This window comes from Streptomyces sp. PL-25, assembly GCF_058344915.1.
Window position 1 is genome coordinate 2,916,390 of record NZ_CP136997.1, and the last position, 26,658, is coordinate 2,943,047.

The window sequence follows — 26,658 nt, forward strand, 5'->3', positions numbered from 1 at the left end:
TCCCGCCGCGCGCATCCCGCTCCCGCCGCGCGCATCCGGCTCCGGCAGCGCACGCGCGCGCCCGCGGCCGTCACCGGCTCACAGCGTGTCGACGTCCAGCTGGGCGATCGCCGTCCGGGCCACCTCCCGGCCCCGCTCGGTGAAGTCGCCCTTGCCGGGGTAGCCCACGGTGAGCCGGTACATGTCGCCGCCGCCGGTGCGGTAGTAGAAGACCCGCACCTCGCGCGGGCGCGGGTGCTGCGAGTCGTCGGTGGTGTAGACGACCGTGTTCCCGGCGGCCTTGCGCCCGTGGAACGTCGCGTTGTCGTCGGGGGCGGTCCGCGCCTCCGCGGGCATGTCGAGACCGTAGTCGCCGCGCTTCTTGAACTCGGCGTCGTCCTGGTACATCTCGGCCGCGGCCGAGCCCGCTATCTCATGGCTCTTGTCCTCCGCCTGCCTGGCCAGCGACAGCGTCACCCACACGCTGCCGCTCCAGTCCGTGTACGTCACCCAGTGGCCGTCGTCGGACTTCCGGTCGGGCAGGGTGCGCTGGTAGTCGGCGGGCACGGCGAGCGTCGCCGCGACGTCCTTCTCCTGGTGGGTCGTCCAGCCGTCCGGCAGCGGCCCCGCGAACGGCCGCGCGACCGCCAGGTAGGCGGCCATCGCGCCCACCACGACCGCCGCGCCCAGCCCGAGCCAGGCCGTACGGCCCAGACGGATCCCGCGCCGGGGACGCTCGACGTACCGGACCTCCTGGGTGGGCGCCGGGACGGGCGGCGCCGCGGCGGCCGTCAGCAGGGCGCGGACCCGGGCGGCGTCCGGGCGCTGGGCGGGATCCTTGCGCAGCAGGGCGGTGATGGCCTCGGCGAGCGGGCCGGGAGCGGCGGCGGGCGGCGCCGGGGCGGCGTTCAGGACCGACTGGAGGGTGGCCGGGGTGTTGCTGCGGCGGAACGGCGACACGCCCTCGGTGGCCGCGTACAGCACCACGCCGAGGGACCACAGGTCGCTGGCCGGGCCGGGCCGCTGCCCCAGCACGCGCTCCGGCGCGATGTACTCGGGCGAGCCGACGAAGCCGCCGGTGTCGGTCAGACTGGTCTCGCCCTCGATCTGGGCGATGCCGAAGTCGGTGAGCACGGTCCGGCCGTGCCGGCCGAGCAGGATGTTGTCCGGCTTGACGTCCCGGTGCAGGATGCCCGCGGCGTGCGCGGCCTCCAGGGCGCCGAGCACCTCCAGGCCGACGCGGGCCGCCTCGCGCGCGTCCAGGGTGCCCTCCTGGAGGGCGGCGCCGAGCGAGCGGCCCCGGACCAGTTCCATCACGATCCACGGCTGCCCGTCGACGACGGCCACGTCGTGCACGTTGACGACGGCCGGGTGGTCGAGCCGGGCGGCGGCGCGCGCCTCGCGGCGCATCCGCTCGAAGGCGTTGGCCCGTTCCCGCTCGGGCAGGTGCTCGGGGACGCGGGGCTCCTTGACGGCGACCTCGCGGTCCACCGTCTCGTCCTCGGCCCGCCACACCGTGCCCATACCGCCGTGCCCCAGCTTGGCCAGCAGCCGGTAGCGGCCGGCGATCAGCCGGCCGGTACCGGGGTCGGGGGCCTGGGCCGGGACGTGGGCCAGCGGGGCCGCCGGGAACGCGGGGGGCACCGGGGTGGCTGGTGCGGCCGGGGTGGCTGGTGCGGCCGGGGCGGTCGGGGCGGTCGGGGCGGTCGGGGCGGTCGGGGCGGTCGGGGCGGCGTAAGGATTCTGCGGGTGCGGCACCCGAGGCTGCGGATCCGGTGGCCGCAGGACGAAGCTGCTCGTGGATTCGTGGGGCTCGTACGGTGCGTACGGCTCGTGCTGGGCTCCCCCGTTGTCGCTCATGGTCCATCCATATCGCGAGGGGCGCCCGGGACTCCATCGCGGATGCGGGGCGGTCACAGACCCGTGACCTAGGGTCTGTCGCGTCCGGGCACGAAGGTGTCCACGGCGACGTCGAAGTACTCCCTGGCCTCGCGCACCTTCCCGACCGGTGCCGAGAGCCACACGTCGTACATCCGCCCGTCCTGCTCCCAGCACAGGTCGTAGGTGTGCCGGGCGCCCTCCGCCGCGCTGAAGCCGCTCCAGGTGAACTCCCAGAGGGCGGCGGAGTGTCCGCCGTGCGTGGTGGCCGTGACCTGGCCGTCGTGGTAGCCGGGGTTGCTGGACGGGCCGCCGGCGTCGGCGCGGCGCATCACCGCGAGCGGGCCGCCCCGCTCCGGCGCCGCCGCCTTGATGCCGAGGCGGAAGGTACCGCCCGGCGAGAGATAGAAGATCCGCGCGCCCTGCGGCGAGCGCGCGAAGCCGTCCGGTACGGCGACGGAGAAACCGGCCGGGTCCTGCGCCAGGTGGTAGCCCGAGGGCGCGGAGGGGGCGTCGGCGCCCGTGGCGGGGCGGGTCCGCGTGGGGGTGGCGTGCGCACCGGACGAGGGCGTCGGGGACGTGGAGGCGGGGGCCGTGGCGGGGGCCGTGGCGGAGGCGGTTCCGGTCGCCGGGCCCGCCGAGGTGCCCGCGGAGGCGCCCGGACCGTGCCCCGGCGCCGAACTGGCGGGCGTACCGCCGCCGTCGCGGTCGCCGTTCATCAGCAGCGTCACCGCGGACACCCCCGCCCCGGCCACCGCGGCGACCAGCAGCGCCGCGATCAGCACACCCCGGGTGGAGAGCCGCGCGGGCGGACCGGACGGCGCCCCGCCCGCGCGCCCCGCCCGCGGCGGCGGTGTCAGGGCCGGGGTCGGAGCCGGCAGCGGCGACGGGAACGCGGGCGGCTCCGCCGGGGACGGCGGCTCGGAGAACCCGGAGGACACAGCGGACCCCGCGGACGCCGAAGACGCCGAAGACGCCGAAGCCGCCGTGGACCCCGCCGAGCGAGCCCCCTTGGAGCCCCGCAACGACCGCGGCGACAGCGCGGACAGCGACGGCAGAGACGGGAGGGACGGCAAGGACGGCAGCGACGGACGAGGGGCGCGGGACTGTCGGGGCGTGTCGCCCTGGTGCGGCGCGGAGCTGTCCGGGGCCTGCCCCGGCGTACGCCCGGAGTCCAGGAAGGCGCGCAGCATCCGCTCGGCCGCGTCCGCCGTCAGCCGCCGCTCGGGATCGCGCTCCAGCAGCCCGCGTACGACGGGCAGGATCGGCTCCGCCTCGGCGGGCGGCCGGATCTCGTCGAGGACGACCGCGTGCATGATCCCGCCCAGCGAGTCCCGCCGGAACGGCGAGGCACCGCTGAGCACCGTGCACAGCAGCGCGCCCAGCGACCACAGGTCGGACTGCGGGCCGGTCCCCACGCCGGACATCCGCTCGGGCGCGGTGTACTCCGGGGAGCCGACGAAGGCCCCGGTCTCGGTGAGCGTGGGGGCGCCCGCCACCTGGGCGATGCCGAAGTCGGTGAGGACGACGCGGTCGGTGCCGGACTCCACCAGGACGTTCGCCGGTTTGAGGTCGCGGTGCAGCACACCGGCCGCGTGCGCGGTGTCCAGCGCGCCCAGCAGCGCGATGCCGATGCGGGCGGCCTCGGCGGCGTCCACCGGCCCGTCGGCGGCGATCCGGTCGGCGAGCGAACCGCCCTCGATCAGCTCCATGACGATGTACGGCCGCCCGTCCTGCTCAGCGACGTCGTGGACGACGATGACGTGCGGGTGCCGCAGCTGGGCGACCGCGCGCGCCTCCCGCAGCGTACGGTCGCGCAGTTGGCGGGCCTCCTCGGCGGACAGGGTCTCGTCGAACGGGAGTTCCTTGACCGCGACCCGCCGTCCCAGCAGCTGATCGGTCGCCCGCCAGACGACGCCCATGCCGCCGCGCCCGATCCGCGCCTCCAGGCGGTAACGTCCCGCTACCACACGGAAGTCGTCCCCCTCGGTCCCCATACGCCCCATCATGCCGCATCGGACGCCCGGCTTCCGGCACGCCGACCGGCCAAGAAGGGGATCTGATCAGGCCTTCGTGTCCGGCCGGCGGTGGTCAGTCGGTGCCGGGCCGCCAGCTCTGGAGCACCGACTTGAACTGACTGCGGGTGACCGGCCAGCTCGCCTCGGGCGAGGACATGTAGATCGCGTACTCGACACCCGAGCGGGAGAAGTACGTCTCCTCGATGGCGTGCCGCGGGCCGGGGAACGCGGTGTCCTTGGGCAGCGCCGTCCAGGAGTACTCCCACAGCGCGCCCGGACGGTCGCGGAAGGTGTCCTTCTCCAGCATCACCCGCCGGTAGTCGACCAGCCGCCGCAACTGCTCCTCCAGGTCCTTCTGGTGGTCGTACGCGCTGGGGAACTCCGGCGACTCGGTGACCGCGACGCGGATGAAGTGCTTGCCGCCGTCCGGGGTGTAGTCGACCTGGCGCAGGGCCTGGTTGGACACCACCCGCTTCCAGTCGTCGCCGGGCAGGGCGATGCTGAAGCCGTACGGGTCCGTGACCCGCTTCCAGCCGGCCGGGATGCTGTCGGTCGAGGGCTTGGTCCTGCGGGGCGTCGGCGAGGGGGCCGTCGCGGACAACGATGGCAGCGCCGGGCCGGAGCCCCCCGCCTCCGTCCGGCTGCCGGGCCCCCACTCCTGGAGCACCACGGCGGTGCCGCCGCCGATGACCGCGGCGAGGACCACCACGAGGGCGGCGTTGCGCAGCCGCCGGCCCGTGGACCGCGGCCGCGCGTCACCGCCGCTGCCGCCCGCCGCCGGGGATCCGGCGGGGGTCTGCGCGGTCGCCGGGTGGTGGGAGACCGGGACGGCACCGGGGACGACGGTGGAGCTCCCGGTCGCGCCGGGCCGGTGACCGGGGTACGTGCCGCCGGCCGGGATGCCGGTGCCGGTGCCGGTGCCGTCGAACGGCACGCCCGCGCTCCCGTGCGCTCCCGTGCCGCCGTACGCGCCCGTGCCGTACGCGCCCGTGCCGTGCGCTCCGGTGCCCGCGTAGGGCCCCGCGGTCCCGTGCGTGCCCGAGCCGGTGGTCCCGTGCGTGCCCGGGTCGCCCTGATGGCCGCCCGTCCCGCCGGAGCCCGCGGTGTGCGGGGACGGCTGCCCGGTGTACTGGGTGGGGATGTACGCCTGCGCGTGGGTGGAGCGCCGCCCCTCGGCGGCCTCCGCGAGCATCCGCTCGGCCGTGGCCGCGTCCGGCCGGGCCGCCGGGTCCTTGCGCAGCAGCGCGGTGATGACGGGCGCGAGCACACCGGCGTGCCGCGTCTCGCGGGGCTCCTCGTCGACGACGGCCTGCATGGTGGTCAGCGGCGAGGTGCGGCGGAACGGCGACAGGCCCTCGACCGCCGTGTACAGCGTGGCGCCCAGCGCCCACAGGTCGGAGGACGGGCCCGGGTCATGGCCGCGCACCCGCTCGGGGGCGAGGTAGTCGACCGAGCCGACGACCTCTCCGGTGCGGGTGATGGTGGTGTCGCCCTCGATCTGGGCGATGCCGAAGTCGGTGAGCAGGACCCGGCCGTCCTGGGAGAGCAGGACGTTGCCGGGTTTGACGTCGCGGTGCAGGACGCCGGCCGCGTGCGCGGCGCACAGGGCGCGCAGCACCCACAGGCCGACGCGGGCGGCCTCGGCCGGTTCCACCCGGCCGCGCTCCTTGACCGCGTCCGCCAGCGACTGGCCCTCGACCAGTTCCATCACGATCCACGGGCGGCCGTCGTGTTCGAGCACGTCGTGCACGGTGACCACGGCGGAGTGGTTGATCCGTGCCGCCGCGCGCGCCTCGGCACGGGTGCGCGCGAGCAGGACCGCCTGGTCGCTCTCCGCGACGTACAGCGCGGCGGTCAACTCCTTGATCGCCACGGCCCGGTGCAGCACCTCGTCGTGCGCGCGCCAGACCCGGCCCATACCGCCGCTGCCGATGGCGTCGGCGAGCCGGTAGCGGCCCGCGAGCAGCTGGCCCTGCATCTGATTCACGTTTCCCCGCAATGTTCTTGACAGGCCCAGACTAGGGACCGCCCCTCCGGCAGGGAACCGGTGGGGGTGCCCAGAAACCGCACTGTGACAGTTGTCGCTTCCCCCCAAGTGCGGGAGCGCGGGGGCGGCGGCGCCTCAGCCGGTGTACCGGTAGGTCGCCGTGGCCTGTTCGTACAGCTTGTCCACCTGGTCCCGCTGGGACTCCGGGCCCCGCACCTGCACCACGTGGTAGCGGCCGTCCAGGAGCAGGGCGAGGTTGCGCACGAAGAGCTGCCGCCCGCCCGCGCTCCAGGTGAACTGCCCCTCGGCCATGGTCCGCCCGCCGACCTGGGTGGTCCGCAGCCCGGAGGAGGTGGCCCAGCTGGAGTCGCGGTAGTCCCGCAACTCGTACTCGTCCTCGCGCTGGTAGACCATCGGATCGCCGCCGTACCGCTTCGCGGTGTCCCGTCCGGGCACCACGATCAGCTCGAAGTCGCCCCGGGAGTAGACCACCTGGCCCCGGTCGTTGCCCGGGGTGCGGTTCCAGCCGCTCGCGACGGCTATCCGGAACCCGGCGGCGTCCTTGCGCACCGTGAAGCCGCCGGGCACGCCCGCGCCGGTGGTCTGCGTCTCGGCCGCGCCGGAGGACTGCGAGGGGCTGCCGCCGCCGTCCGCCGTGCTCCGCCCGCCGCCGGGGGTGCCGCTCGCGCGCGAGCCGTCCGGGGGCGCGGGGGCGTCGCTCGCCCCGCCCGTCCGGCCGGTGTCCGGCCGCCCGCCGCCGGTGTCCCGGTCGGACTTCGGCAGGAACAGCATGGCGAACGCGACCGCCCCGGCCAGCAGGAGCAGCACCAGCAACAGCAGGATCCGTCCCAGGCTGCGCGGCGAACGGCCCTCCCGCCCGCCCCGCTTGTGCCGCCCGTGGTGGGCGGGCAGCCCGGCGCGGCGCCTGCGCACCAGTTCGCCGCGGCGCCGCACGATCGGCAGCCGCTTCGGGTCGGCGGGCGGCGCGGCCACGACGTGCGCGCCGGCCTCCGGCTCGGGCGCGGACCGCACCAGCGAACGCAGCCAGCCGCCCAGCTCCTCGAAGTCCAGTCGCTCGGTGGGGTCCTGACGCAGCAGCGACTCCACGACCGGGCGCAGCGCGCCGCACTCCTCGGCGAAGGCGGGCGGCTCCGCGCACACCAGCTGCACCAGTTCGGCGGTCGACTCTTCCGGATAGGGCGCGTGCCCCTGCACGGCGCGGAAGAGCAGCGCGCCCAGCGCCCACAGGTCGGTGGCGGGCCCGATCGGCGCGGCCAGCTGCCAGTTCGCGTGTACGGGCCCGGCCTGTTCCGGCGCCCAGCGCTCGGTCACCGGCCCCACCACGGTCATCCGCGCCTGCCGCGCCCGCTCGGCGGCCAGCGCGCTCCCCGGCCCGGCCCCGGCGGAGGCCGGGCGGTCGGAGGCCGGGCGGTCCGAGGCCGGGCGGTCGGAGGCCGGTCGGTCCGGGGCGGGGCGGTCGCCGGAGTACGGGGCGCGGGCGGCCGGGACCCCGGTGACGGGCCGGGGGCCGAAGTACGCACCGCCGGAGGGGCCCGGCCCGCCGTACGGGTCACGGTGACGATCACGGTCACGGTCACCGGTCGCCGGAGCGTCCGCTGCCCGGCCGCCCGGGTACGGAGCGCCGGTGCGCCCGTCCTCGACGGCCGGGCCGTCCTCGGGCGGTACGCCGGACGGGCCGCGGCTGGACGGGCCGCGGCCGGTCGGGTCCGGTGCGCCCCGGCCGAGGGCGTACGGCTCCGGGCCGCCCGGACCGAGGGCGTACGGGGCGGAGCCGGGCGCCCCGGAGGCGGGCGGAGCGGCGGCGGACGTGCTCCACCAGGGGTCCGGGGAACCGGACGGCGGGAGGGCCGGGCGCCCCTGCGCGCCGCCGTCTCCCGCGTCGCCTGCGTCTCCCACGTCTCCTGCGTCTTCCGGACCCGCGAACCCCTCGGCGTCCTCGGTGCTCCCGGGGCGCGGGACGCCCCCCGCGGGCGGCGTGTCGTCGGCACCGGCGGCCCCCGGGCGCGGCGTGGCGCGTACTCCGTAGGGGTCGGCGATCTGGCCGGGCGGCGCGGCGCGGTTCTCGCCCTCGGCGGGCGGGCGGGCGCCGGGCAGGGCGGCGCGCGCACCCCGCTGCGCCTCCTGCACCCGGGCCGCCGCCCGCGCGCCCGCGCGATAGGCGGCGATGGCCCCGGCGCGCGCCGCCCGGATGTCGTCCCCGCTCGGCGGCGTGGACCGCACCAGCTCGCCCGCGGCTCCGCCGCTGTCCGGCCCGCCGCCGGGCAGCGGCAGCGCACCGGCCGCCCGCGCCTCGATCGCGGCCCGCCGGGCGGCTTCGGGGTCGGCACCGAAGCCGGTACCGGGAGCGGTGTCGGAGGCGGTTCCGGGAGCAGCACCGGAAGCGGCCCCGCCCGGCGGCCCGCCGTAGCCGCGTTCGTCCAGCGCGTCACGGATCCCGCCGGGCCCGGCGGGGGCGTCCGCCCCGCCCCCCGTGCCGGACTCCCCGCCGTCCGCGCCGAACCCCGCGTACCCGCCGAATCCGCCGCCCTCCCGGGCCGCGTCGCCCTCGCCGTCCGGCGCGGGCACCGGGTCGTAGCCGCACAGCGCCTCCTCGGCGGCGCCGACCGCGAGACCGGTCAGCATCACCCGGCCGTCGTCGCAGACCAGGACGGTGCGCGCGGTGATGTTGCGGTGCACCCAGCCGTGGCCGTGCAGGACCCGCAGCGCCATGAGGAGATCGGAGGCGACCTCGGCAGCGCGGTAGGGCGTCAGCGGCCGGTCGGCCAGCAGCGCCGACAGCGGCCGGGCGGCGACCAGTTCACTGGCGATCCACAGCGAACCGTCCTCCGCGAACACGTCGAAGACCTGGTCCAGCCGCGGATGGTCGGGGATCCGCGCGGCGGCCTGCGCGGCCTCGATCGCCCGTCGTACCGCCGGATCGGCCGGCCGGCGCGTGGCTCCTGACTCCGCGCGGGAAGCGCGCGCCGGGGGCACCGTACGTCCCGTACGCCCGCCGAGCGCCCCGGGGCCCCGGAACACGCCGTCGCGCGCCGTGAACCCCTCGGGCAGCCCGTCCGCGTCGAGCACCTCGGCCTCTACGACCTCGGGCAACGGCACCTGGCGCAGCAGCACTTCCTGCCCGCTGTAGGTGTCGAAGGCCCGGGTCTCGGTGAGTTCGTACGCGTCGGACGGAGGCAGCGGCAGGCGGTAGCGGTCGGCGAGCACCCGGCCCGCGTAGTCGTCCACGTTGCCTCCCCCGGCCGCACGTCCAGTCAGATGCGTTCGCCACGCGTCCCGTTCCCGGTGCTCACGGTCCGCAACCATTCACGATACGTGCCGGAGGCGACCCGCAAGAGGGGAAGCCGGATCTCACTTGGGTTCGAACGTCTTCGTCAGGGTCTGCCAGGTGTCCTGGCGCAGGTCGCCGTCCCAGTCGGCGGCCTCGGCCGTGTACATGAGCGCGTACCCGTGCTTGTCGTCGACCACGAACCCGCGGTCCACCGCCCGGTACCCGGTGCCGCCCTCGGTGTAGGTGAACTCCCAGTCGGCGGCGTTCCACTCCCGGTAGTCCACCTTCTCGATGCGGACCTTGTGGTAGCCGGAGCGCACCATGTAGGCCTCCTGGCTCTTCCAGTCGGCCACGGGGTCGTCCTTGGGCGTCGACGTCCAGGCGACCAGCAGCTTCTGCCCGTGCGGGCCGGTGAAGCGGGCCCCGGAGGAACCGGTGGTCTTGTACTTCCAGCCCTCGGGCAGCCCGATGGAGAAGCCCTGCCCCTGGTACGTCGAGACGGCGCCGTCGTCACCGGAACCGTGCCCGGAGCCCTTGCCGCCGTCGGAGCCGCCCGCCGCGCCCTTGCCGGCACCGCTGCTCGCGGCGGGCGAACCGCCCTGCCCCGTCGCGGAGTCGGTCTGCTTGCCGTTCGTGCCGCTCCCGCCGCGGTCGGCCGTGGCGCTCCCGGCCGCTCCCGCGGTGGCCGCCGTGGCGCCGCCGCGACCGTCCTCGGATCCCTTGTCGTCGCCGCTGAAGGCGATGGTCAGCACGGTGCCGATCACCGCGAGCACGACGACCACCGCGATGATCACCAGCGTCCGCTTCGGCACCACGTCGGTGAGCGGCGCCCTCGGCACCTGACGCGGCGGCAGGTCCAGGTCCGGCGGCGGCACCACGGGCCACCCCGTCCCGGCACGCCCGGCCTGCGCGGCACCCGGGCCGGCGGCACCGGACACGGAGGAAGCACCGGCGCCACCCGTACCGCCCGCCCCGCCGGAAGCACCCGCCGCACCCGCCTGACCCGGCCGGACCGCGCCGGAGCGCGCACCCCCGGCCGCGCCTCCGGCGGCACCGGTCCCCGCGGACGAGGATCCGGTGGACGAGGACCCGGCGGCGCCGGGAGCGGTGGGACCCGCGCCCACGGCGGGCGTGCCCGCGGTGGGCGCCGTGCCTGCCGTGCCTGCCGTGCCTGCCGTGCCCGCCGACGGCTTGGTGCGGGACGCGGCCGCCGTGGTCGCCGACCCGGCCGCCACCGCCGCCTTGCGCACCGAACGCAGGGCGCCGCGCAGCCGGTCGGCCGCCTCCTCGCCCCGCTTGCCGCCCGCGCCGGAACCCGAACCGGAGGCGGGCCCGGGAGCGGAACCGGAGCCGGTGCCCGCGCCGGACGCGGCACCGCCCTTCCTCCCGCCGTTCTTCTTCCCGCCGTCCCTGCTCCCGCGCCGGTCCGGCTGCGCGGGCAGCGGCACCAGCTTGGTGGCCTCCAGCGGCTCCGGCTCCACCGCCCCGCGCTCGGGCGCGTGGACGACGGCGTTGAGCATCGCGCGGGCGCCCACGTCGTCGAGACGCTCGGCCGGGTCCTTGTTGAGGAGGCCGAAGATGACGTCCCGCAGCGGCCCGGCGTGCTTGGGCTCCTCCAGCGGTTCGGTCATCACCGCGGTCAGCGTGGCGATCGCCGAACCCTTGTCGTAGGGCGGCGAACCCTCCACCGCCGCGTACAGCAGGCCGCCGAGCGACCACAGGTCGGCCGCCGGGCCGGGCTTGTGGCCACGGGCCCGCTCCGGGGAGATGTACGAGGGCGCGCCGACGAGCATGCCGGTGGAGGTGATGGACGGGTCGCCCTCGACCTGGGCGATGCCGAAGTCGGTGAGCACGACCCGGCCGTCCTCGGCGATGAGCACGTTGGACGGCTTCACGTCGCGGTGCAGGATGCCCTGGCGGTGCGCGGAGCGCAGCACGTCCAGGACGGCGAGGCCGACCTCGGCGGCCCGCCTCGGCTCCAGCAGGCCGTCCTCGCGGATGACCTCGGCCAGGGACTTGCCCTCGACCAGTTCCATCACGATCCAGGGCCGGTCGTCCTCGTCGACCACGTCGAAGACCGTCACGGCGCTGGTGTTGCGGATCCGCGCGATGGCCTTGGCCTCGCGCAGCGTCCGCGTGATCAGGCGCCGCTTCTCGTCCTCGTCGATGTTCGTCGGGAACCGCAGTTCCTTGACGGCCACCGTCCGGCCCAGGGTCTCGTCCTCGGCCCGCCAGACCGTGCCCATGCCGCCCCGGCCGAGCACGTCTCCCAGCCGGTACCGCCCGGCGAGAAGACGCTCGCTGTTGTCCTGACGAGTGTCCTGACGGGATGCCCCCGCCCGCTCCGCCTCCGACATGCGTCCCCTCATGCAACCCGCCCTGACAGAGGCTCCATTGTCCCCCACGCGACAAGTGCTCGGCGCCCAGGGGGCCCCGAGCGGACACCCCGGGCGCGGCGGACCGGCCGCCGAACAGCCCGTGGGACACGGCATGATGACGGCCGGTGACGAAACCTGGGAGCGACGCCCCCTTCTCGCCCGCTTCCTCCCCTCTCCTCCCGGCCCCGGACCCGCCCGCCGCTACAGCGGCGCGATGTCCGGAGCGCCCAGCCGGGCCGCGTCGGCGGTCAGGTCGTCGGGCTGGCGCTGCGACTCGCGCTCGGCCTCGACCCGCTTCTCGTAGTGCTCGACCTCGCGGACGATCTGGTCCTCGTCCCAGCCGAGGACCGGCGCCATCAGCTCGGCGGCCTCGCGGGCGCTGCGGGTGCCCCGGTCGAAGGTCTCGATGGATATGCGGGTGCGCCGGGTGAGCACGTCGTCCAGATGGCGGGCGCCCTCGTGGGAGGCGGCGTAGACGACCTCGGCCCGCAGATAGTCGTCGGCGGCCTTGAGCGGCGCGCCGAGCGAGGGGTCCTCGGCGATCAGGTCGAGGACCTCCTGCGCGGCCGCCCCGAACCGGTTCAGCAGGTGCTCGACGCGCACCACGTGGATGCCGGTGTCGGCGGCGATGCGCGCCCGCGCGTTCCACAGCGCCTGGTAGCCCTCGGCACCGAGCAGCGGGGTCTCCTCGGTGACGCAGTCGGCGACCCGCATGTCCAGGCCGTGCACCGCCTCGTCGACGGCGTCCTTGGCCATCACCCGGTAGGTGGTGTACTTGCCGCCCGCGACCACGACGAGGCCGGGCACCGGATGGGCCACGGTGTGCTCGCGCGACAGCTTGCTGGTGGCGTCGGACTCCCCGGCCAGCAGGGGCCGCAGTCCCGCGTAGACGCCCTCCACGTCGTCCCGGCCGAGCGGGACGGCGAGCACGGAGTTGACGTGCTCCAGCAGATAGTCGATGTCGGCGCTGGAGGCGGCCGGGTGCGCCTTGTCCAGGTCCCAGTCGGTGTCCGTGGTGCCGATGATCCAGTGCCGCCCCCAGGGGATGACGAACAGGACGGACTTCTCGGTGCGCAGGATCAGCCCGCTGGTGGAGTTGATGCGGTCCTTGGGCACGACGAGGTGGATGCCCTTGGAGGCGCGGACGTGGAACTGGCCGCGCTCCCCCACCATCGCCTGGGTGTCGTCCGTCCACACCCCGGTGGCGTTGACGATCTGCTTGGCGCGGACCTCGTACTCGCCGCCGCCCTCCACGTCCTGCACCCGCGCGCCGACCACCCGCTCGCCCTCGCGCAGGAACCCGGTCACGCGCGCCCGGTTGGCCGCCGGCGCGCCGTAGGACACGGCGGTGCGCACCAGGGTCGCCACGAAGCGGGCGTCGTCCATCTGGGCGTCGTAGTACTGGAGGGCGCCGACCAGGGCGTCCTTCTTCAGGCAGGGCGCCACGCGCAGGGCGTGACGGCGGCTCAGGTGGCGGTGCACGGGCAGTCCCCGGCCGTGTCCGCGGGCCATCGACATGCCGTCGTAGAGGGCGACGCCCGAGCCCGCGTACAGCCGCTCCCAGCCCTTGTGCTGGAGCGGGTACAGGAACGGCACGGGCTTGACCAGGTGCGGGGCCAGCCGCTCCAGCAGCAGCCCGCGCTCCTTCAGCGCCTCGCGCACCAGGGCGAAGTCGAGCATCTCCAGATAGCGCAGTCCGCCGTGTATGAGCTTGCTGGACCGGCTGGAGGTGCCCGACGCCCAGTCGCGCGCCTCGACGATGCCGGTGGACAGGCCGCGCGTGACCGCGTCCAGGGCCGTGCCCGCTCCCACCACGCCGCCACCCACGACCAGAATGTCCAGCTCACGCTCGGCCATTGCCGCCAGTGACTCGGCGCGCTGCGCCGGCCCCAGTGTCGCTGTCCTCACTGCTGCCTCCCGCTCTCGGTCGAGCCGGCCGCACCCGTCGGGCGAAGCCCCGTCCCACACGTCCCCTGTACCCCGCGCGTCCCCTCCGTGTTCCCCCTGCCCAAATTCTGACCGGGATGCCCGGCTTCAGCCACCAGTCGCCCCCGGCCTGTGGACAACTCCCACCGGTTCGCCGAGAAACACGCTGGTCAATCCCGCAAAACGGTCATATTTACTCCTAGTCTGACATTGCTCTCGCTCGTCCTGTCCACAGGACTTGCGCGCCTGCCCCACCTCGGTTATTGGGAAGGACGGCCCACGCCATGCCCGCAGATCTCGCCGTCATCGGACTCGGTCCTCTCGGCCTGCCCCTGGCCCAGGCCGCCGTCGCCGCCGGTGTCCCCACGCTCGGGTACCGCATCGGGGAGGAACCCGGCTCGCTCAGCGCCGCCGAACTGCGCCGGATGCTCTCGGGGGGCTTCCGGCCGGCCACCAACCCGGCCGAGCTGGGCCGCGTCCGCACCGCCGTGATCTGCGCCCCCACCCCGCGCGGCGCCGACGGCGGGTTCGACCTGGGCCAGGTGGAGAGCGCCGCCCGCGCGCTGGCCGGGCAGCTGCGTCCGCACACCACGGTGATCCTGGAGTCACCCGTGCACCCCGGCACCACCGACGCGTTCCTGCGCCCCCTCCTGGAGGAGGGCTCCGGACTCGCCGCCGGCCGCGACTTCCACCTCGCCTACTCCCCCAGCCGCGTCGACCCGGGCAACCGCGACCTCACCCCGGCCAACACCCCCAAGGTGATCGGCGGCCTCACCCCGGCCTGCACCGAGTCCGCCGCCGCCTTCTACGGCCGCCTCACCGACAAGGTGGTCCGCGCGCGCGGGCTGCGGGAGGCGGAGACCGTCCATCTCCTGGAGACCAACTACCGGCACGTCAACATCGCCCTGGTCAACGAGATGGCCGTGCTCTGCCACGACCTCGGGGTCGATCTGTGGGACGTGGTGCGCTGCGCCGAGACCAAGCCGTTCGGCTTCCAGGCGTTCCGCCCCGGGCCCGGCGTCGGCGGCCCCGGCCTCCCCCAGGACATGTCCGGCCCGGCCGGCCGCGGTCTGCGCATGGTCGAACTCGCCCGGCAGGTCAACAGCCGTATGCCCCGCTACGTCGTCCAGCGCGCCGCCGCCCTCCTGAACGAGCACGGCAAGTCGGCGCGCGGCGCCCGCGTCCTCCTCCTCGGCGTCACCTACAAGCCGGACCTCGCCGACCTCCAGGGCACCCCCGCCGAGGAGATCGCCGTCCGGCTGACCGGCCTCGGCGCCTGCGTCAGCTACCACGACCCGTATGTGCCCTCCTGGAGCGTCCAGGACCGTCCCGTGCCCCGCGCCGACGCCCTGTACGAGGCGGTCGCCGACGCCGACCTGACGATCCTGCTCCAGCACCACCGGACGTACGACCTCCAGGGCCTGTCGGTGAAGGCCCAACTGCTGCTGGACACCCGCGGGGCGGCACCGCTGGGGGCGGCGCACCGGTTGTGAAAGGGGGCGCGCGGGGGCCCGGCGGCCGGAAGCGGTGGAAGCGGACGGATCCCGCCGCTACCGTATGAGACGGAATCCGCCGCAGCGGGTACTGCGGCAGGCTCCAGGATGGATCACGGAGTGTCCGCCCCTAGTCGTCGTGGGGGCGGCCGCGCCACAGGGTAAAAAAGGTGGAACCCACCGCAGAGGTCACTGCGGCAGGCTCCAGGATGGATCACGGAGTGTCCGCCCCTAGGCTGCTTGGGGGCGGCCGCACCACAGGGTAAAAAGGTGGAGCCCGCCGCAGTGGTCGCTGCGGCAGGCTCCAGGATGGATCACGGAGTGTCCGCCCCTAGGTTTCGTGGGGGCGGCCGCTCACCATCCGTAGATTCGCAAGATCCACCTCCTCCGGCACTGCACCAGCCGAAGCCGGATGTGGTCCCAGCGGGTGGGCTTGCGATGACGGCCCACGGGCACGCCCCCTTCCACGATGCCGTCATTGACCCGGTGGACGGCGCGTCGGAAATCGGGCCGGGCCCCGAGGGGCGGGGTCCGGACCATGTCCTTGGAAGGGGGCGACCCGGACAACCGGGCCGTCGATCACGGACATTACCGGCCCGACACGCCCGTCCCCGGCGGTTTCGGCCCGAAAGCAACCGTGCGCCCCCCGCGTACCGAAAGCGCCCCCACCGGTACCTCCGCGGCGCACACGAAGGGGCCCGGTCGCTCGTCCGCACGAGTGACCGGGCCCCTTCCGTGGTACGGGGTCCTGGCGGGTTACCGCTTGTGCTGGGAATCCGCCACCGTGACCTCGACGCGCTGGAACTCCTTCAGCTCGCTGTAGCCGGTCGTGGCCATGGCGCGGCGCAGGGCGCCGAAGAAGTTCATGGAGCCGTCGGGGGTGTGCGAGGGGCCGGTGAGGACCTCCTCGATGGTGCCGACGGTGCCGAGGTCGACCTTCTGGCCGCGCGGCAGCTCCTCGTTGACGGCCTCCATGCCCCAGTGGTGGCCGCGGCCGGGCGCGTCGGTGGCGCGCGCCAGCGGGGAGCCCATCATCACCGAGTCGGCGCCGCAGGCGATGGCCTTGGGCAGGTCGCCGGACCAGCCGACACCGCCGTCCGCGATCACGTGCACGTACCGGCCGCCGGACTCGTCCATGTAGTCGCGGCGGGCGGCGGCCACGTCGGCGACCGCGGTGGCCATCGGGACCTGGATGCCGAGCACGTTGCGCGTGGTGTGCGCGGCGCCGCCGCCGAAGCCGACCAGGACGCCGGCCGCGCCGGTGCGCATCAGGTGCAGGGCCGCGGTGTACGTGGCGCAGCCGCCGACGATCACCGGGACGTCCAGCTCGTAGATGAACTGCTTCAGGTTCAGCGGCTCGTGCGAGGACGAGACGTGCTCGGCGGAGACGGTGGTGCCGCGGATCACGAAGATGTCCACGCCCGCGTCCACGACGGCCTTGGAGAACTGGGCGGTGCGCTGCGGGGAGAGCGCCGCCGCGGTCACCACACCGGAGTCGCGCACCTCCTTGATGCGCGCCCCGATCAGCTCCTCCTTGACGGGAGCGGCGTAGATCTCCTGGAGGCGGCGGGTGGCGGCCTCGGCGGGCAGCCCGGTGATCTCGTCCAGCAGCGGCTGCGGGTCCTCGTGCCGGGTCCACAGACCTTCGAGGTTGAGCACGCCCAGGCCGCCCAGCTCACCGATGCGGATCGCGGTGGCCGGGGAGACGACGGAGTCCATGGGCGCGGCCAGGAACGGCAGCTCGAAGCGGTAGGCGTCGATCTGCCAGGCGATCGAGACCTCCTTCGGGTCCCGCGTACGGCGGCTGGGGACGACGGCGATGTCGTCGAAGGCGTACGCCCGGCGGCCGCGTTTGCCGCGCCCGATCTCGATCTCAGTCACGTCTGTGGCCTTTCCCTGATGCGTTGCAGCGTCTTCCAGTATCGCCGACGCCCATGACAAGGGCGGTCCCGGATGCCTCCGGGACCGCCCGTCGGGGCCCTGCCGCTACTTGCCGCTGTAGTTCGGCGCCTCGACCGTCATCTGGATGTCGTGCGGGTGGGACTCCTTCAGACCCGCCGAGGTGATCCGGACGAAGCGGCCCTTGGTCTCCATCTCGCCGATGCTCGCCGCGCCCACGTAGCCCATGGTCTGGCGCAGACCGCCGACGAGCTGGTGCAGCACGTTGGCCAGCGGGCCGCGGTAGGGCACCTGGCCCTCGATGCCCTCGGGGACGAGCTTGTCGTCGGAGGCCACCTCGGCCTGGAAGTAGCGGTCCTTGGAGTACGACCGCGCCTGGCCGCGGGACTGCATGGCGCCGAGCGAGCCCATGCCGCGGTACGACTTGAACTGCTTGCCGTTGATGAACAGCAGCTCGCCGGGCGACTCCTCGCAGCCCGCCAGCAGGCTGCCCAGCATGACCGTGTCGGCGCCGGCGGCGAGCGCCTTGCCGATGTCGCCGGAGTACTGCAGGCCGCCGTCGCCGATCAGCGGGATGCCCGCCGGGCGGGCGGCGAGGGACGCCTCGTAGATCGCGGTGACCTGCGGGACGCCGATGCCGGCGACCACGCGCGTGGTGCAGATGGAGCCGGGGCCCACGCCGACCTTGATGCCGTCGACACCGGCGTCGATCAGCGCCTGGGCGCCGTCGCGGGTGGCGACGTTGCCGCCGATCACGTCGATGGACACGCTCGACTTGATCTTCGACATCCAGCTGAGCGCGTTGCTGTTGTGGCCGTGCGAGGTGTCGACGACCAGGAAGTCGGCGCCCGCCGCGGCGAGCGCCTGGGCGCGCTCCAGGGCCTCGGGGCTGGCGCCCACCGCCGCGCCGACGAGCAGCCGGCCCTCGGCGTCCTTGGCCGCGTTCGGGTACTGCTCCGCCTTGACGAAGTCCTTGACGGTGATCAGGCCCTTGAGGATGCCCTCGTCGTCGACCAGCGGCAGCTTCTCGATCTTGTGCTTGCGCAGCAGCTGCATGGCGTCGACGCCGGAGATGCCGACCTTGCCGGTGACCAGCGGCATCGGCGTCATGACGTCGCGCACCTGGCGGCCACGGTCGGTCTCGAAGGCCATGTCGCGGTTGGTGACGATGCCGAGCAGCCGGCCCGCCGGGTCGGTGACGGGCACACCGCTGATGCGGAACTTGGCGCACAGGGCGTCCGCCTCGGCGAGCGTCGCCTCCGGGTGCACCGTGATCGGGTCGGTGACCATGCCGGACTCGGACCGCTTGACCAGGTCGACCTGGTTCACCTGGTCCTCGATCGAGAGGTTGCGGTGCAGCACGCCGACGCCGCCCAGCCGGGCCATCGCGATCGCCATGCGGGACTCGGTCACCTTGTCCATCGCCGCCGAGAGCAGCGGGATGTTGACCCGGACGTTGCGGGAGATGCGGGACGAGGTGTCGACCGCGTTCGGGAGCACCTCCGAGGCGCCCGGCAGCAGCAGCACGTCGTCGTAGGTCAGCCCGAGTGTCGCGAATTTACCGGGCACTCCGTCGACGTTTGCAGTCATGACACCTTCCCCAAATGGCCTTGCTCGGTGCGGATGTCCATGCTAACGGGAAGCGGAGGCGTCTCGTTCCACGAAGAAAGATCGTTCCGGGCTTCGTGGTTTCCTACGGGAACGGGGCCGGCGCGCCCGGCCGGTCCCGCGGGAGCCCATGGGTGCCCGCGAAGCCCTGTCACTGCTCGGCGAGGGCCCGCAGCCTGCTCAGCGCCCGGTGCTGGGCCACCCGGACCGCGCCCGGTGACATTCCCAACATCTGTCCGGTCTCCTCCGCGGTCAGGCCGACCGCGATGCGCAGGAGCAGCAGTTCGCGCTGGTTCTCGGGGAGGTTGGCCAGCAGCTTCTTGGCCCACTCGGCGTCGCTGCTGAGCAGGGCGCGCTCCTCCGGGCCGAGCGAGTCGTCCGGGCGCTCGGGCATCTCGTCGGAGGGCACGGCGGTCGAGCCGGGGTGCCGCATCGCCGCGCGCTGGAGGTCGGCGACCTTGTGGGAGGCGATGGCGAAGACGAACGCCTCGAAGGGGCGGCCGGTGTCCCGGTAGCGCGGCAGGGCGAGCAGGACGGCGACGCAGACCTCCTGGGCGAGGTCCTCGACGAAGTGGCGCGCGTCGCCCGGCAGGCGGGACAGACGCGTACGGCAGTAGCGCAGCGCGAGGGGGTGGACCCGGGCCAGCAGGTCGTGCGTGGCCTGCTCGTCGCCGTCGACGGCGCGGTGCACCAGCGCACCGATCGCCCCTGGGGCAACTGCCGCCTCGTCGTCGCGCATCGGTCCATGGTGCCTTGACGTCGTCTGCTCCGTGGCACCGCCTTCGTGGTTGTGCACCGAAGCGTTATGAGCAGGTGCGCCGGAACCCATCCCCTGCGCCCTCCCATTCCGCTCGACCGACTCGTCCCCGAGGAACTCCACACCTCAAGGATGCGGCATCCGCGGCGAAACGAGCACCGACCGCCCGGCGGGCCGCATCGCCACTGGTACCCGGCGCCCGGTACGCGACACCGTCCGTGCTCCGTTCCCGCCCGTCCGGACGCGTCGGCTCGGGACGCCCGCGACGGCGTACGGCCGCGGCCGGGACGCGCGGGCGGCGGCGGGCCGCCGGTGCCGGACGGATCCGCGGGGCCGCTGCCCGCCCCGCACGCCGGTGACCGGCCCGGACGCCCGCCCCGGCCGGAGGGCCCGGCGGGACGGTCCGGCCCCGGCCCGGCCCCCGGCCCGCAGGACGGCGGACGAGCCCTTGACGACAGGCCCTAGCGGACCAGTCCCCACCGGAAGCCGAGGGCCACCGCGTGCGCGCGGTCGGAGGCGCCGAGCTTCTTGAACAGCCGCCGGGCGTGCGTCTTGACGGTGTCCTCGGAGAGGAACAGCTCACGTCCGATCTCCGCGTTGGAACGGCCGTGGCTCATGCCCTCCAGCACCTGGATCTCCCGCGCGGTGAGCGTGGGCGCGGCGCCCATCTCGGCCGAGCGCAGCCGGCGCGGGGCGAGCCGCCAGGTGGGGTCGGCGAGGGCCTGGGTCACCGTGGCCCGCAGCTCCGCGCGGGAGGCGTCCTTGTGCAGATAGCCGCGGGCACCGGCGGCCACGGCGAGCGCCACGCCGTCCAGGTCCTCCGCCACCGTGAGCATGATGATGCGCGCGCCGGGGTCGGCGGACAGCAGCCGCCGCACGGTCTCGACGCCGCCCAGTCCGGGCATGCGCACGTCCATCAGAATGAGGTCCGAGCGGTCGGCACCCCAGCGGCGGAGGACTTCCTCGCCGTTGGCCGCCGTCGTCACGCGCTCGACGCCGGGCACGGTCGCGACCGCGCGGCGGAGCGCCTCTCGGGCAAGCGGGGAGTCGTCGCAGACGAGGACGGATGTCATGGCCGCCCTCCGCAGCTGATGCGCGTCACCTTGAGCCTCCAGGCTGGTACGAAATCGTCACCTGTGCGGTCGACCGTCTCGGACGCCTGTCCGAGCACTTGTGTTTTCAACCGCCTCCGCACTCTCAACGACGGTCACTCGAAAGAGTTACGGGGCCGTACGCCGTTTTCGGCACTCTACGTGAGGGAGCGGACACAGTGCAGACACAGACGTCATACCCTCAACTTTTCATCACAACGGATGCCCCATTCGGCCCCTTTTCTTCCCGTTTCTAGGTGTCTGGCGCTAGATTCGCAATGAGTCATATTTTCATCTCCTTAGACCGGGGATGTACGGTCGTTGGCACCGTATCCGCCACCGAACGGCTACAAGGGGTCACGCAATGGCAGATTTCTCCCGCCTTCCCGGACCGAATGCGGACCTGTGGGACTGGCAGCTGCTGGCTGCCTGCCGCGGAGTGGACAGCTCGCTCTTCTTCCATCCCGAGGGCGAGCGCGGGGCGGCTCGGAGCGCTCGAGAGAACTCGGCCAAGGAGGTCTGCATGAGGTGCCCGGTCCGCGCGGAGTGCGCGGCACACGCCCTGGCGGTGCGCGAACCGTACGGAGTGTGGGGCGGCCTGACCGAGGACGAGCGCGAAGAGCTGATGGGGCGCGCACGCAACCGCCTGGTGACGGCCTCGTCATCGAGCGGCGATGCCGCTTCGAACACCTGAAGGAACGTTTCTTCTTACATCTTCCTGCACCTATGGATGACGGCACGGGCACGCGCGCACACGCGTGCCCGCCCGCCGGGGTGCCGGCCGCGGTGTCATCCGGCCCCGGCGCGCACCAGTTCGTCCAGCGTGGCCGCCACCGCCGGGACCTGGGCCAGGTCGGGCAGCGTGAGGGCGACGATCTCCCGGCGCACCGCCGGTTCCAGCGCCACCGTGCGCGCCCCGCGGGGCCGTACGGAGTCGATGGCGAGCTGGGGCAGGACGGCCACGCCCAGACCCGCGCCGACCAGCCCCGCCACGGCCGGGTAGTCGTCCGTGGCGAAGTCGATGCGCGGGGTGAAGCCGGCGTCCGCGCACACCTCGACGAGCTGGCCGCGGCAGCGTGGGCAGCCCGCGATCCACGGCTCGCCGGCGAGTTCGGCGATGCCCACGGATCCCGCGCCGGCCAGCGGGTGCCGCTCGGGCACCAGGCCCACGAGCCGGTCGGTCAGCAGCGGCCGTACGACCAGGTCGTCCCATTCCTCCGCGCCCGCGGCGCCCTCGTAGCGGAAGGCGAGCGCCACGTCGCAGTCGCCCGCGCGCAGCAGCTCGACCGAGCGGGGCGGTTCGGCCTCCTCCAGGGAGACCCGGGTGCCGGGGTGGGCGGCGCGCAGCGCGGCGAGGGCGGTCGGGACCAGGGTGGAGCTGCCGCTGGGGAAGGAGACCAGGCGGACCCGGCCCGCGCGCAGCCCGGCGATGGCGGCGACCTCCTCCTCGGCCGCGGTGAGCCCGGCGAGGATGCCCCCGGCGTGCCGCACCAGCGCCTCGCCGGCCTCGGTGAGCCGCATCTCGCGGCCGGTGCGCACCAGCAGCGGGGTGCCGGCCGAGCCCTCCAGGGCCTTCATCTGCTGGCTGACGGCGGGCTGGGTGCAGCCCAGTTCGCGGGCCGCGGCGGAGAAGGATCCGCTGGCGGCGACGGCGCGCAGGACGCGCAGATGGCGGGCCTCGATCACCCTTCGAGCATAAGGCAACCTTGGGCATACCGTCGAAAAACGCGTCGACACTTTGACCGCGGTCGCTTACCGTCGGCGCATGAAGCTTCTCTCCGTCAATCTGGGCCGTGCCGTGCCCGTGCCGTACACCGATCAGCCGGCCGGGGTCACCGGCATCGACAAGCGTCCGGTGGACCACGCGGTGCGGGTGGCCGCGCCCGGTCCCAAGGGCGTCGGCGCGAGCGGACTGACCGGGGACACGGTGTGCGACACGCGGCACCACGGCGGCGACGACCAGGCCGTGTACGCGATGGCGCGCGAGGACCTGGACGACTGGGAGCGCGAGCTGGGCCGGGCGCTGCCGGACGGGTCGTTCGGCGAGAACCTGACGACCGCGGGCGTCGACGTGTCGGGCGCGCTGATCGGGGAGCGCTGGCGCATCGGCGCGCCGGACGGCCCCTCGGTGCTGCTGGAGGTCACCTCCGGGCGCATCCCGTGCCGGACCTTCCAGGGCCATCTGGGCGAGAAGGGCTGGGTGCGCAGGTTCACGCAGAAGGGCGCGCCGGGCGCCTATCTGCGGGTGCTCGAACCCGGTGAGATCCGGCGCGGCGACCCCGTGCGGATCGTGCACCGCCCGGACCACGACGTGACCGTGGCGCTCCAGTTCCGGGCGAGCACCACCGAGCGCGCCCTGCTGCCGCGGCTGCTGGCGGCCGGTGCGGCGCTGCACCCGGAGTCCCTGGCCTCGGCGCGCCGGTACGCGGACAGGTACGCGACGGACACGGCGGACACGGCGGGCTGACGGGTCCCGTCCGGTGCCGGCGCACCGCTCCTCCACCGATCGGCGGGCCCTGTGTGGGGATCGGGGACGCGCACTCCGGACCACTAACCTTTCGCCATGACAACGGCTCTGATTACGGGATCGACCGCGGGCATCGGCGCCGCGTTCGCGCGGCGGCTGGCGGCGGACGGGCACAACCTCGTCCTGGTGGCGCGGGACACCGAGCGGCTGACGGAGCAGGCGACCGAGCTGCACGACCGGCACGGCATCGAGGCCGAGGTGCTGCCGGCCGACCTGGCGTCCGATGAGGGCATCGAGACGGTCGCGGCCCGGCTGGGCGACCGGAAGAACCCGGTCGACCTGCTGGTCAACAACGCCGGCTTCGGCAACAAGGGCCGCTTTCTCGACGTGCCGATGGCCGACGAGCTGAGGATGCTCAAGGTGCACATCGAGGCGGTGCTGCGGCTGACGTCGGCGGCGACCGCGGCGATGCGCGAGCGCGGCCGGGGCGGCGTGGTGAACGTGGCCTCGGTGGCGGCGTTCGTGCCGCGCGGCACCTACGGGGCGTCCAAGGCGTGGGTCGTGCAGTTCACCCAGGGCGCGGCGCGGGACCTGGCCGGCAGCGGCGTACGGCTGATGGCGCTGTGCCCCGGCTTCGTGCGCACCGAGTTCCACCAGCGGGCCGGCATGGGCACGGACAACATCCCCGGCTGGATGTGGCTGGACGCGGACAAGCTGGTCGCGGCGGCGCTGGCGGATCTGGCCCGCGGCCGGACCGTCTCGGTCCCCGACCCCCGCTACAAGGCGCTGATGGGCCTGGTCAAGGTCACCCCGCGCGGTCTGCTGGGCGGGGTGACCTCGAAGACGGGCCGCAAGTACGGACCGCAGTGAGCACGGACCGTACGCGGGCCGCCCCGGCGGCGGAAGCGGTCGGCGCACGGACGTGACGGCGCCGCCCCGGCGGGAACCCGGCCCGTGGAAGCCCCGGGCGCGACGGGGCCGGGCGGCCGGAAGGCGGCGGCGTCATGACCTTCGTACAGCTCATCGAGTGCAGGACGAGCCGGTGGGACGAGCTGGACCGGCTGCTGGACACCTGGGCCGAGCGGACCGGCGGACAGCGGTCCGCCACGCACGCGCTGGTCGGCAGGGACCGCTCGGACGGCGCCCACGTGGTGGAACTGGTGGAGTTCCCCTCGTACGAGGAGGCGATGCGCACCTCGAACCTGCCGGAGACGGACGAGATCTTCCGCCGCATGGTCGCGCTCTGCGACGAGCTGCCGGTCTTCACCGACCTGGAGGTCGTACGGGACGAGCAGTTCTCCGAGTCGGCGGTGCGCCGGTTCTTCGGGACGCTGACGGCCGCCGGTGCGCTGTCCCCGCTCAACGACCTGGTCGACGAGGACTGCCACAGCCATGATCCGGTCAATCCGCAGGACACCATCGGCCTGGACGCGATCCGGCGCGAGTGCCGGATGTGGCGCGACGCCTTCGACGCCGTCTTCACCGTCGAGGACGTGCTGACCCAGGGCGAGCGCGCCTGCGCCCGCTGGCGGTGGGACGCCGTCCACCGCGGGGAGTTCCTGGGGATCGCGCCCACGGGCCGGCGGGTCGCCATGACCGGCACGACCGTCTTCCGCCGCGGCCCGCACGGCACCTTCGCCGAACTCTGGTGGCAGCGCGACCACCTGGGTCTGATGCAGCAGTTGGGCGCGCTGGACGAGCTGGAGCACTGAGCCCCCGGGCGGGGCGGCCGGCCCCCCGGCACCCGGCCGCCCCCGGGAGCGTCAGTGGACGTAGAGGTTGTACCAGCCCTGTCCGCCGGGGCTGCACACGAAGAGCGGCCCCCACAGGAGCACACCCGCCTTGCCGGCCTCGTCGCAGGCGGCGGCGCTCGGGTAGGCGCCCTGGAAGTGCCAGGCGCTGGCCTGGGCGGAGGTGGTGGCGGTGAGGGGGAGGGCGACCGCTGCGGCGAGGGTCGCGGCAGCCAGGGCGATGCGTCTTTTCACGGACAACTCCTCATCTGCGAAGGCATGGTGACATGCAGTCGGTTTTCAGCAGAGATGGCGTGATGCGTTCGCAGCCTAGCCATGCCCGCGCACATAGGTCCAGACCAATGCGCACGGGAATTCGATCGCCGCGACGCCCGCACGACGCCGGATGCCCGGCCCCCTCGAAGGGGACCGGGCATCCGACGCGAATCCTTGCGCCTGCGCCTACGTCAACCGCGCGCCGTCATCCCCACGAACGCGGCCCACTGGCCGGAACCCACGGACAGAAACGCTTCCTCGGGCCACTTGGAGTCACGGACCAGCACGACGGCACCGGCGTCCGCGACCTCGACACAGTCACCGCCGTTCCCCGCGCTGTAGCTGCTCTTGAACCATCGCAGTCTCGCGACGGCAGGCGTGGGGCTGCCCTTCTTCATAGCTCTCCCAACAGCTTCTCGATGAAGGCCAGCGACTCGCGTGGAGTCAGCGCCTGTGCTCGGAGAACTCCGTACGTAGCTTCGAGCGGGTTGACCTTCTTCGCCTCTGTGTACAGGGCGCTCGCGTCCTGTACTTCCATGTAGGCCATCCTGCGCTGATTCTTCGAGTGGATCAATGTGAAGGGCCCCGCGAGACCGGCATGCTCGTCCCGGCCCATCGGCATGATCTGCATCTCGACGTTCCGCTGGTGACCGTAGAGCAACAGCTGTTCGAGCTGCCCACGCAGGATTCCCGGGCCGCCCAGAGGCCGCCGCAGCACATGCTCGTCGATGACGAAGCTCAGAAGAGGGGCGGGCCGTCGGCCGAACAGTTGCTGCCGCTCCATGCGCGCTGCCACGCCCTGCTCGATGTCCCCCTCGTCCAGCAACGGCCGCCACATCCGGAAGACCGCCCGCGCGTACTCCTCCGTCTGCAACAGGCCCTTGACCACGTGGTTGATATAGGCGTGCAGTTCCACAGCCTCGGCCTCAAGCTGCACGTACCGGCGGAAGAACGACGGATACCTGGCCTTCGCCACCTCTCCCTTCATGGCGACCAGCACCCCTCCCGCGTCCAACGCCCGGTCCAGCGCGTCGATCAGGTCCGGCTTGGGGATGCGGCGCCCCTGCTCGACGGCGGCGATCTGGGCCTCGCCGTAGCCCACCAGATCCCCCAGCCGCGCCTGGGTGAGCGCGCGGGCCTCGCGCAGCAGCTTGATCTGGCGGCCGAAGCAGCGCAGGAAGTTCCCGCCAGGTTCCTCGGCTTCCTCCGTGCCCGTGCCCGAGTCCGCGCCGGTGTCCATCCGCTCGCCCCCTTCGGCTGCTGTGCGTAGCCGAAGGGTAGGACTTGCCCACGTCAACGGGGTGGGGAACAGGAGAAGTTGACTCCAGGGAGTGAAGGTCTTCCGCCACGAGCTTTCTTCACCCAGCATGCCCGTTCCCGCACTCCGGAGCATCCCGTGCCGGAATCCGCACCGACGGTCCACGGGGGCGACAACCCCGACAGGGGGCCGGACCGGCCTCACAGCGGGTGGCTGTAGGGGCGTCGTGGCTGGTCAGAGGGGTGTTGGAGGCGGAAAGCTCAGGGGTCATGACCACCTTCGCCCTCCGTTTCACCGCCACACCCCGTGGTGCCCGGCTGGCCCGGCGGCTCGCCTCTCAGCAGATGGACGCCTGGGGCTGGCCGTACGGCACACCGGTGCACGACACCGTCGAGCTGATCGTCGCCGAGCTGGCCGCCAACGCCGGTGCGCCATGAGGCGCTCTGTTGTATCCCCGGTTCAACCGGGAGGAACTGAAGGGAGGTTTCTGGGTCTGATGGCTTACTTGGAACCGAAAGGTGAAGGGGACAGCAGCATGCCAGGAAATCAGTGCTCGTGTTCACGTGTGGAAGCGAGGCACTGAGGGACCCGCGCGATATGGCGAAAGCTGTACTGCCTGAACTC

Annotated in this window: 20 protein-coding genes; 6 read left to right on the forward strand and 14 right to left on the reverse strand. The window is 73.8% G+C overall.

The genetic code is table 11. The annotated features are described in order from the left end of the window. Nucleotides 1-78: 78 nt before the first annotated feature. The 6 genes from R4Z62_RS12870 to R4Z62_RS12895 all read right to left on the reverse strand — a co-directional run bounded on the left by R4Z62_RS12870 (nucleotide 79) and on the right by R4Z62_RS12895 (nucleotide 13,437). Nucleotides 79-1,839 (reverse strand): serine/threonine-protein kinase, encoded by a 1,761-nt coding sequence (locus tag R4Z62_RS12870; RefSeq protein ID WP_491519872.1) that lies wholly within the window; start codon nucleotides 1,837-1,839, stop codon nucleotides 79-81. A gap of 68 nt (nucleotides 1,840-1,907) precedes the next feature. Continuing rightward, a complete protein-coding gene (locus tag R4Z62_RS12875; protein WP_491519873.1) occupies nucleotides 1,908-3,854 on the reverse strand; it encodes a serine/threonine-protein kinase in 1,947 nt (648 codons plus the stop codon). Nucleotides 3,855-3,948: 94 nt separating this feature from the next. Continuing rightward, complete coding sequence (locus tag R4Z62_RS12880; protein ID WP_491521866.1) at nucleotides 3,949-5,853, reverse strand: serine/threonine-protein kinase; 1,905 nt, start codon at nucleotides 5,851-5,853, stop codon at nucleotides 3,949-3,951. Between the two features lie 144 nt (nucleotides 5,854-5,997). Next, nucleotides 5,998-9,108 (reverse strand): serine/threonine kinase C-terminal domain-containing protein, encoded by a 3,111-nt coding sequence (locus tag R4Z62_RS12885; RefSeq protein WP_491519874.1) that lies wholly within the window; start codon nucleotides 9,106-9,108, stop codon nucleotides 5,998-6,000. A 123-nt stretch (nucleotides 9,109-9,231) separates the two neighbouring features. Continuing rightward, nucleotides 9,232-11,508 (reverse strand): serine/threonine-protein kinase, encoded by a 2,277-nt coding sequence (locus tag R4Z62_RS12890; protein ID WP_491519875.1) that lies wholly within the window; start codon nucleotides 11,506-11,508, stop codon nucleotides 9,232-9,234. A 222-nt stretch (nucleotides 11,509-11,730) separates the two neighbouring features. After that, nucleotides 11,731-13,437 (reverse strand): glycerol-3-phosphate dehydrogenase/oxidase, encoded by a 1,707-nt coding sequence (locus R4Z62_RS12895; protein ID WP_491519876.1) that lies wholly within the window; start codon nucleotides 13,435-13,437, stop codon nucleotides 11,731-11,733. A gap of 302 nt (nucleotides 13,438-13,739) precedes the next feature. Between R4Z62_RS12895 and R4Z62_RS12900 the strand changes: the two genes are divergently transcribed. Next, nucleotides 13,740-14,948, forward strand: coding sequence for a nucleotide sugar dehydrogenase (locus R4Z62_RS12900; protein ID WP_064534717.1), 1,209 nt, complete (start codon nucleotides 13,740-13,742; stop codon nucleotides 14,946-14,948). Nucleotides 14,949-15,704: 756 nt separating this feature from the next. Here the strand turns inward: R4Z62_RS12900 and R4Z62_RS12905 are convergent. From R4Z62_RS12905 to R4Z62_RS12920, 4 genes are all read right to left on the reverse strand, one after another. Next, complete coding sequence (locus tag R4Z62_RS12905) at nucleotides 15,705-16,829, reverse strand: GuaB3 family IMP dehydrogenase-related protein (protein ID WP_064534715.1); 1,125 nt, start codon at nucleotides 16,827-16,829, stop codon at nucleotides 15,705-15,707. A 105-nt stretch (nucleotides 16,830-16,934) separates the two neighbouring features. After that, the gene (gene guaB / locus R4Z62_RS12910) at nucleotides 16,935-18,437 is read right to left on the reverse strand and encodes an IMP dehydrogenase (RefSeq protein WP_064534713.1); all 1,503 of its coding nucleotides are present in this window, start codon (nucleotides 18,435-18,437) and stop codon (nucleotides 16,935-16,937) included. A gap of 169 nt (nucleotides 18,438-18,606) precedes the next feature. After that, on the reverse strand, nucleotides 18,607-19,194 hold the full coding sequence (locus R4Z62_RS12915) for a sigma-70 family RNA polymerase sigma factor (RefSeq protein ID WP_026252030.1): 588 nt from the start codon (nucleotides 19,192-19,194) through the stop codon (nucleotides 18,607-18,609). A 479-nt stretch (nucleotides 19,195-19,673) separates the two neighbouring features. After that, nucleotides 19,674-20,285 (reverse strand): response regulator transcription factor, encoded by a 612-nt coding sequence (locus R4Z62_RS12920; protein WP_003948568.1) that lies wholly within the window; start codon nucleotides 20,283-20,285, stop codon nucleotides 19,674-19,676. 382 nt (nucleotides 20,286-20,667) lie between these two features. Between R4Z62_RS12920 and R4Z62_RS12925 the strand changes: the two genes are divergently transcribed. Further along, entirely contained in the window at nucleotides 20,668-20,997 is a 330-nt protein-coding gene (locus R4Z62_RS12925) for a WhiB family transcriptional regulator (protein WP_064534711.1), read from the forward strand. A 95-nt stretch (nucleotides 20,998-21,092) separates the two neighbouring features. Here R4Z62_RS12925 and R4Z62_RS12930 read toward each other — a convergent pair whose 3' ends face one another. Beyond that, nucleotides 21,093-21,989, reverse strand: coding sequence for a LysR family transcriptional regulator (locus R4Z62_RS12930; protein ID WP_064534709.1), 897 nt, complete (start codon nucleotides 21,987-21,989; stop codon nucleotides 21,093-21,095). 79 nt (nucleotides 21,990-22,068) lie between these two features. On the opposite strand from R4Z62_RS12930, the gene R4Z62_RS12935 reads away from it, so the two are divergent. The 3 genes from R4Z62_RS12935 (at nucleotide 22,069) to R4Z62_RS12945 (ending at nucleotide 24,482) form a co-directional block, all read left to right on the forward strand. Beyond that, nucleotides 22,069-22,770, forward strand: coding sequence for an MOSC domain-containing protein (locus R4Z62_RS12935; RefSeq protein ID WP_355476229.1), 702 nt, complete (start codon nucleotides 22,069-22,071; stop codon nucleotides 22,768-22,770). A 96-nt stretch (nucleotides 22,771-22,866) separates the two neighbouring features. After that, nucleotides 22,867-23,640: an SDR family NAD(P)-dependent oxidoreductase gene (locus R4Z62_RS12940; RefSeq protein WP_491519877.1), complete on the forward strand. Its 774-nt coding sequence runs from the start codon at nucleotides 22,867-22,869 to the stop codon at nucleotides 23,638-23,640. A 134-nt stretch (nucleotides 23,641-23,774) separates the two neighbouring features. Then, nucleotides 23,775-24,482, forward strand: coding sequence for an ester cyclase (locus R4Z62_RS12945; RefSeq protein ID WP_389597542.1), 708 nt, complete (start codon nucleotides 23,775-23,777; stop codon nucleotides 24,480-24,482). Between the two features lie 51 nt (nucleotides 24,483-24,533). Here the strand turns inward: R4Z62_RS12945 and R4Z62_RS12950 are convergent, their stop codons facing one another. From R4Z62_RS12950 to R4Z62_RS12960, 3 genes are all read right to left on the reverse strand, one after another. Then, entirely contained in the window at nucleotides 24,534-24,755 is a 222-nt protein-coding gene (locus R4Z62_RS12950) for a hypothetical protein (protein WP_018564863.1), read from the reverse strand. A gap of 212 nt (nucleotides 24,756-24,967) precedes the next feature. Continuing rightward, complete coding sequence (locus tag R4Z62_RS12955; RefSeq protein WP_389469067.1) at nucleotides 24,968-25,174, reverse strand: DUF397 domain-containing protein; 207 nt, start codon at nucleotides 25,172-25,174, stop codon at nucleotides 24,968-24,970. Beyond that, nucleotides 25,171-26,016: a helix-turn-helix domain-containing protein gene (locus tag R4Z62_RS12960; RefSeq protein WP_491519878.1), complete on the reverse strand. Its 846-nt coding sequence runs from the start codon at nucleotides 26,014-26,016 to the stop codon at nucleotides 25,171-25,173. Before R4Z62_RS12960 ends, R4Z62_RS12955 begins: the two co-directional genes overlap by 4 nt. A gap of 287 nt (nucleotides 26,017-26,303) precedes the next feature. Here R4Z62_RS12960 and R4Z62_RS12965 point away from each other — a divergent pair, with 287 nt between their 5' ends. Continuing rightward, on the forward strand, nucleotides 26,304-26,471 hold the full coding sequence (locus R4Z62_RS12965; RefSeq protein ID WP_382848327.1) for a hypothetical protein: 168 nt from the start codon (nucleotides 26,304-26,306) through the stop codon (nucleotides 26,469-26,471). Nucleotides 26,472-26,658: the final 187 nt, after the last annotated feature.

Excerpts from the sequence above, each read along its gene's own strand:
- R4Z62_RS12870 (WP_491519872.1), bottom strand. The coding sequence starts at position 1,839 with ATGAGCGACAACGGGGGAGCCCAGCACGAGCCGTACGCACCGTACGAG.
- R4Z62_RS12955 (WP_389469067.1), bottom strand. The coding sequence starts at position 25,174 with ATGAAGAAGGGCAGCCCCACGCCTGCCGTCGCGAGACTGCGATGGTTC.
- R4Z62_RS12945 (WP_389597542.1), top strand. The coding sequence starts at position 23,775 with ATGACCTTCGTACAGCTCATCGAGTGCAGGACGAGCCGGTGGGACGAG.
- guaB (WP_064534713.1), bottom strand. The coding sequence starts at position 18,437 with ATGACTGCAAACGTCGACGGAGTGCCCGGTAAATTCGCGACACTCGGG.
- R4Z62_RS12920 (WP_003948568.1), bottom strand. The coding sequence starts at position 20,285 with ATGACATCCGTCCTCGTCTGCGACGACTCCCCGCTTGCCCGAGAGGCG.
- R4Z62_RS12960 (WP_491519878.1), bottom strand. The coding sequence starts at position 26,016 with ATGGACACCGGCGCGGACTCGGGCACGGGCACGGAGGAAGCCGAGGAA.
- R4Z62_RS12875 (WP_491519873.1), bottom strand. The coding sequence starts at position 3,854 with ATGGGGACCGAGGGGGACGACTTCCGTGTGGTAGCGGGACGTTACCGC.
- R4Z62_RS12940 (WP_491519877.1), top strand. The coding sequence starts at position 22,867 with ATGACAACGGCTCTGATTACGGGATCGACCGCGGGCATCGGCGCCGCG.
- R4Z62_RS12925 (WP_064534711.1), top strand. The coding sequence starts at position 20,668 with ATGGCAGATTTCTCCCGCCTTCCCGGACCGAATGCGGACCTGTGGGAC.
- R4Z62_RS12900 (WP_064534717.1), top strand. The coding sequence starts at position 13,740 with ATGCCCGCAGATCTCGCCGTCATCGGACTCGGTCCTCTCGGCCTGCCC.
- R4Z62_RS12965 (WP_382848327.1), top strand. The coding sequence starts at position 26,304 with ATGACCACCTTCGCCCTCCGTTTCACCGCCACACCCCGTGGTGCCCGG.
- R4Z62_RS12915 (WP_026252030.1), bottom strand. The coding sequence starts at position 19,194 with ATGCGCGACGACGAGGCGGCAGTTGCCCCAGGGGCGATCGGTGCGCTG.
- R4Z62_RS12890 (WP_491519875.1), bottom strand. The coding sequence starts at position 11,508 with ATGTCGGAGGCGGAGCGGGCGGGGGCATCCCGTCAGGACACTCGTCAG.
- R4Z62_RS12935 (WP_355476229.1), top strand. The coding sequence starts at position 22,069 with ATGAAGCTTCTCTCCGTCAATCTGGGCCGTGCCGTGCCCGTGCCGTAC.
- R4Z62_RS12880 (WP_491521866.1), bottom strand. The coding sequence starts at position 5,853 with ATGCAGGGCCAGCTGCTCGCGGGCCGCTACCGGCTCGCCGACGCCATC.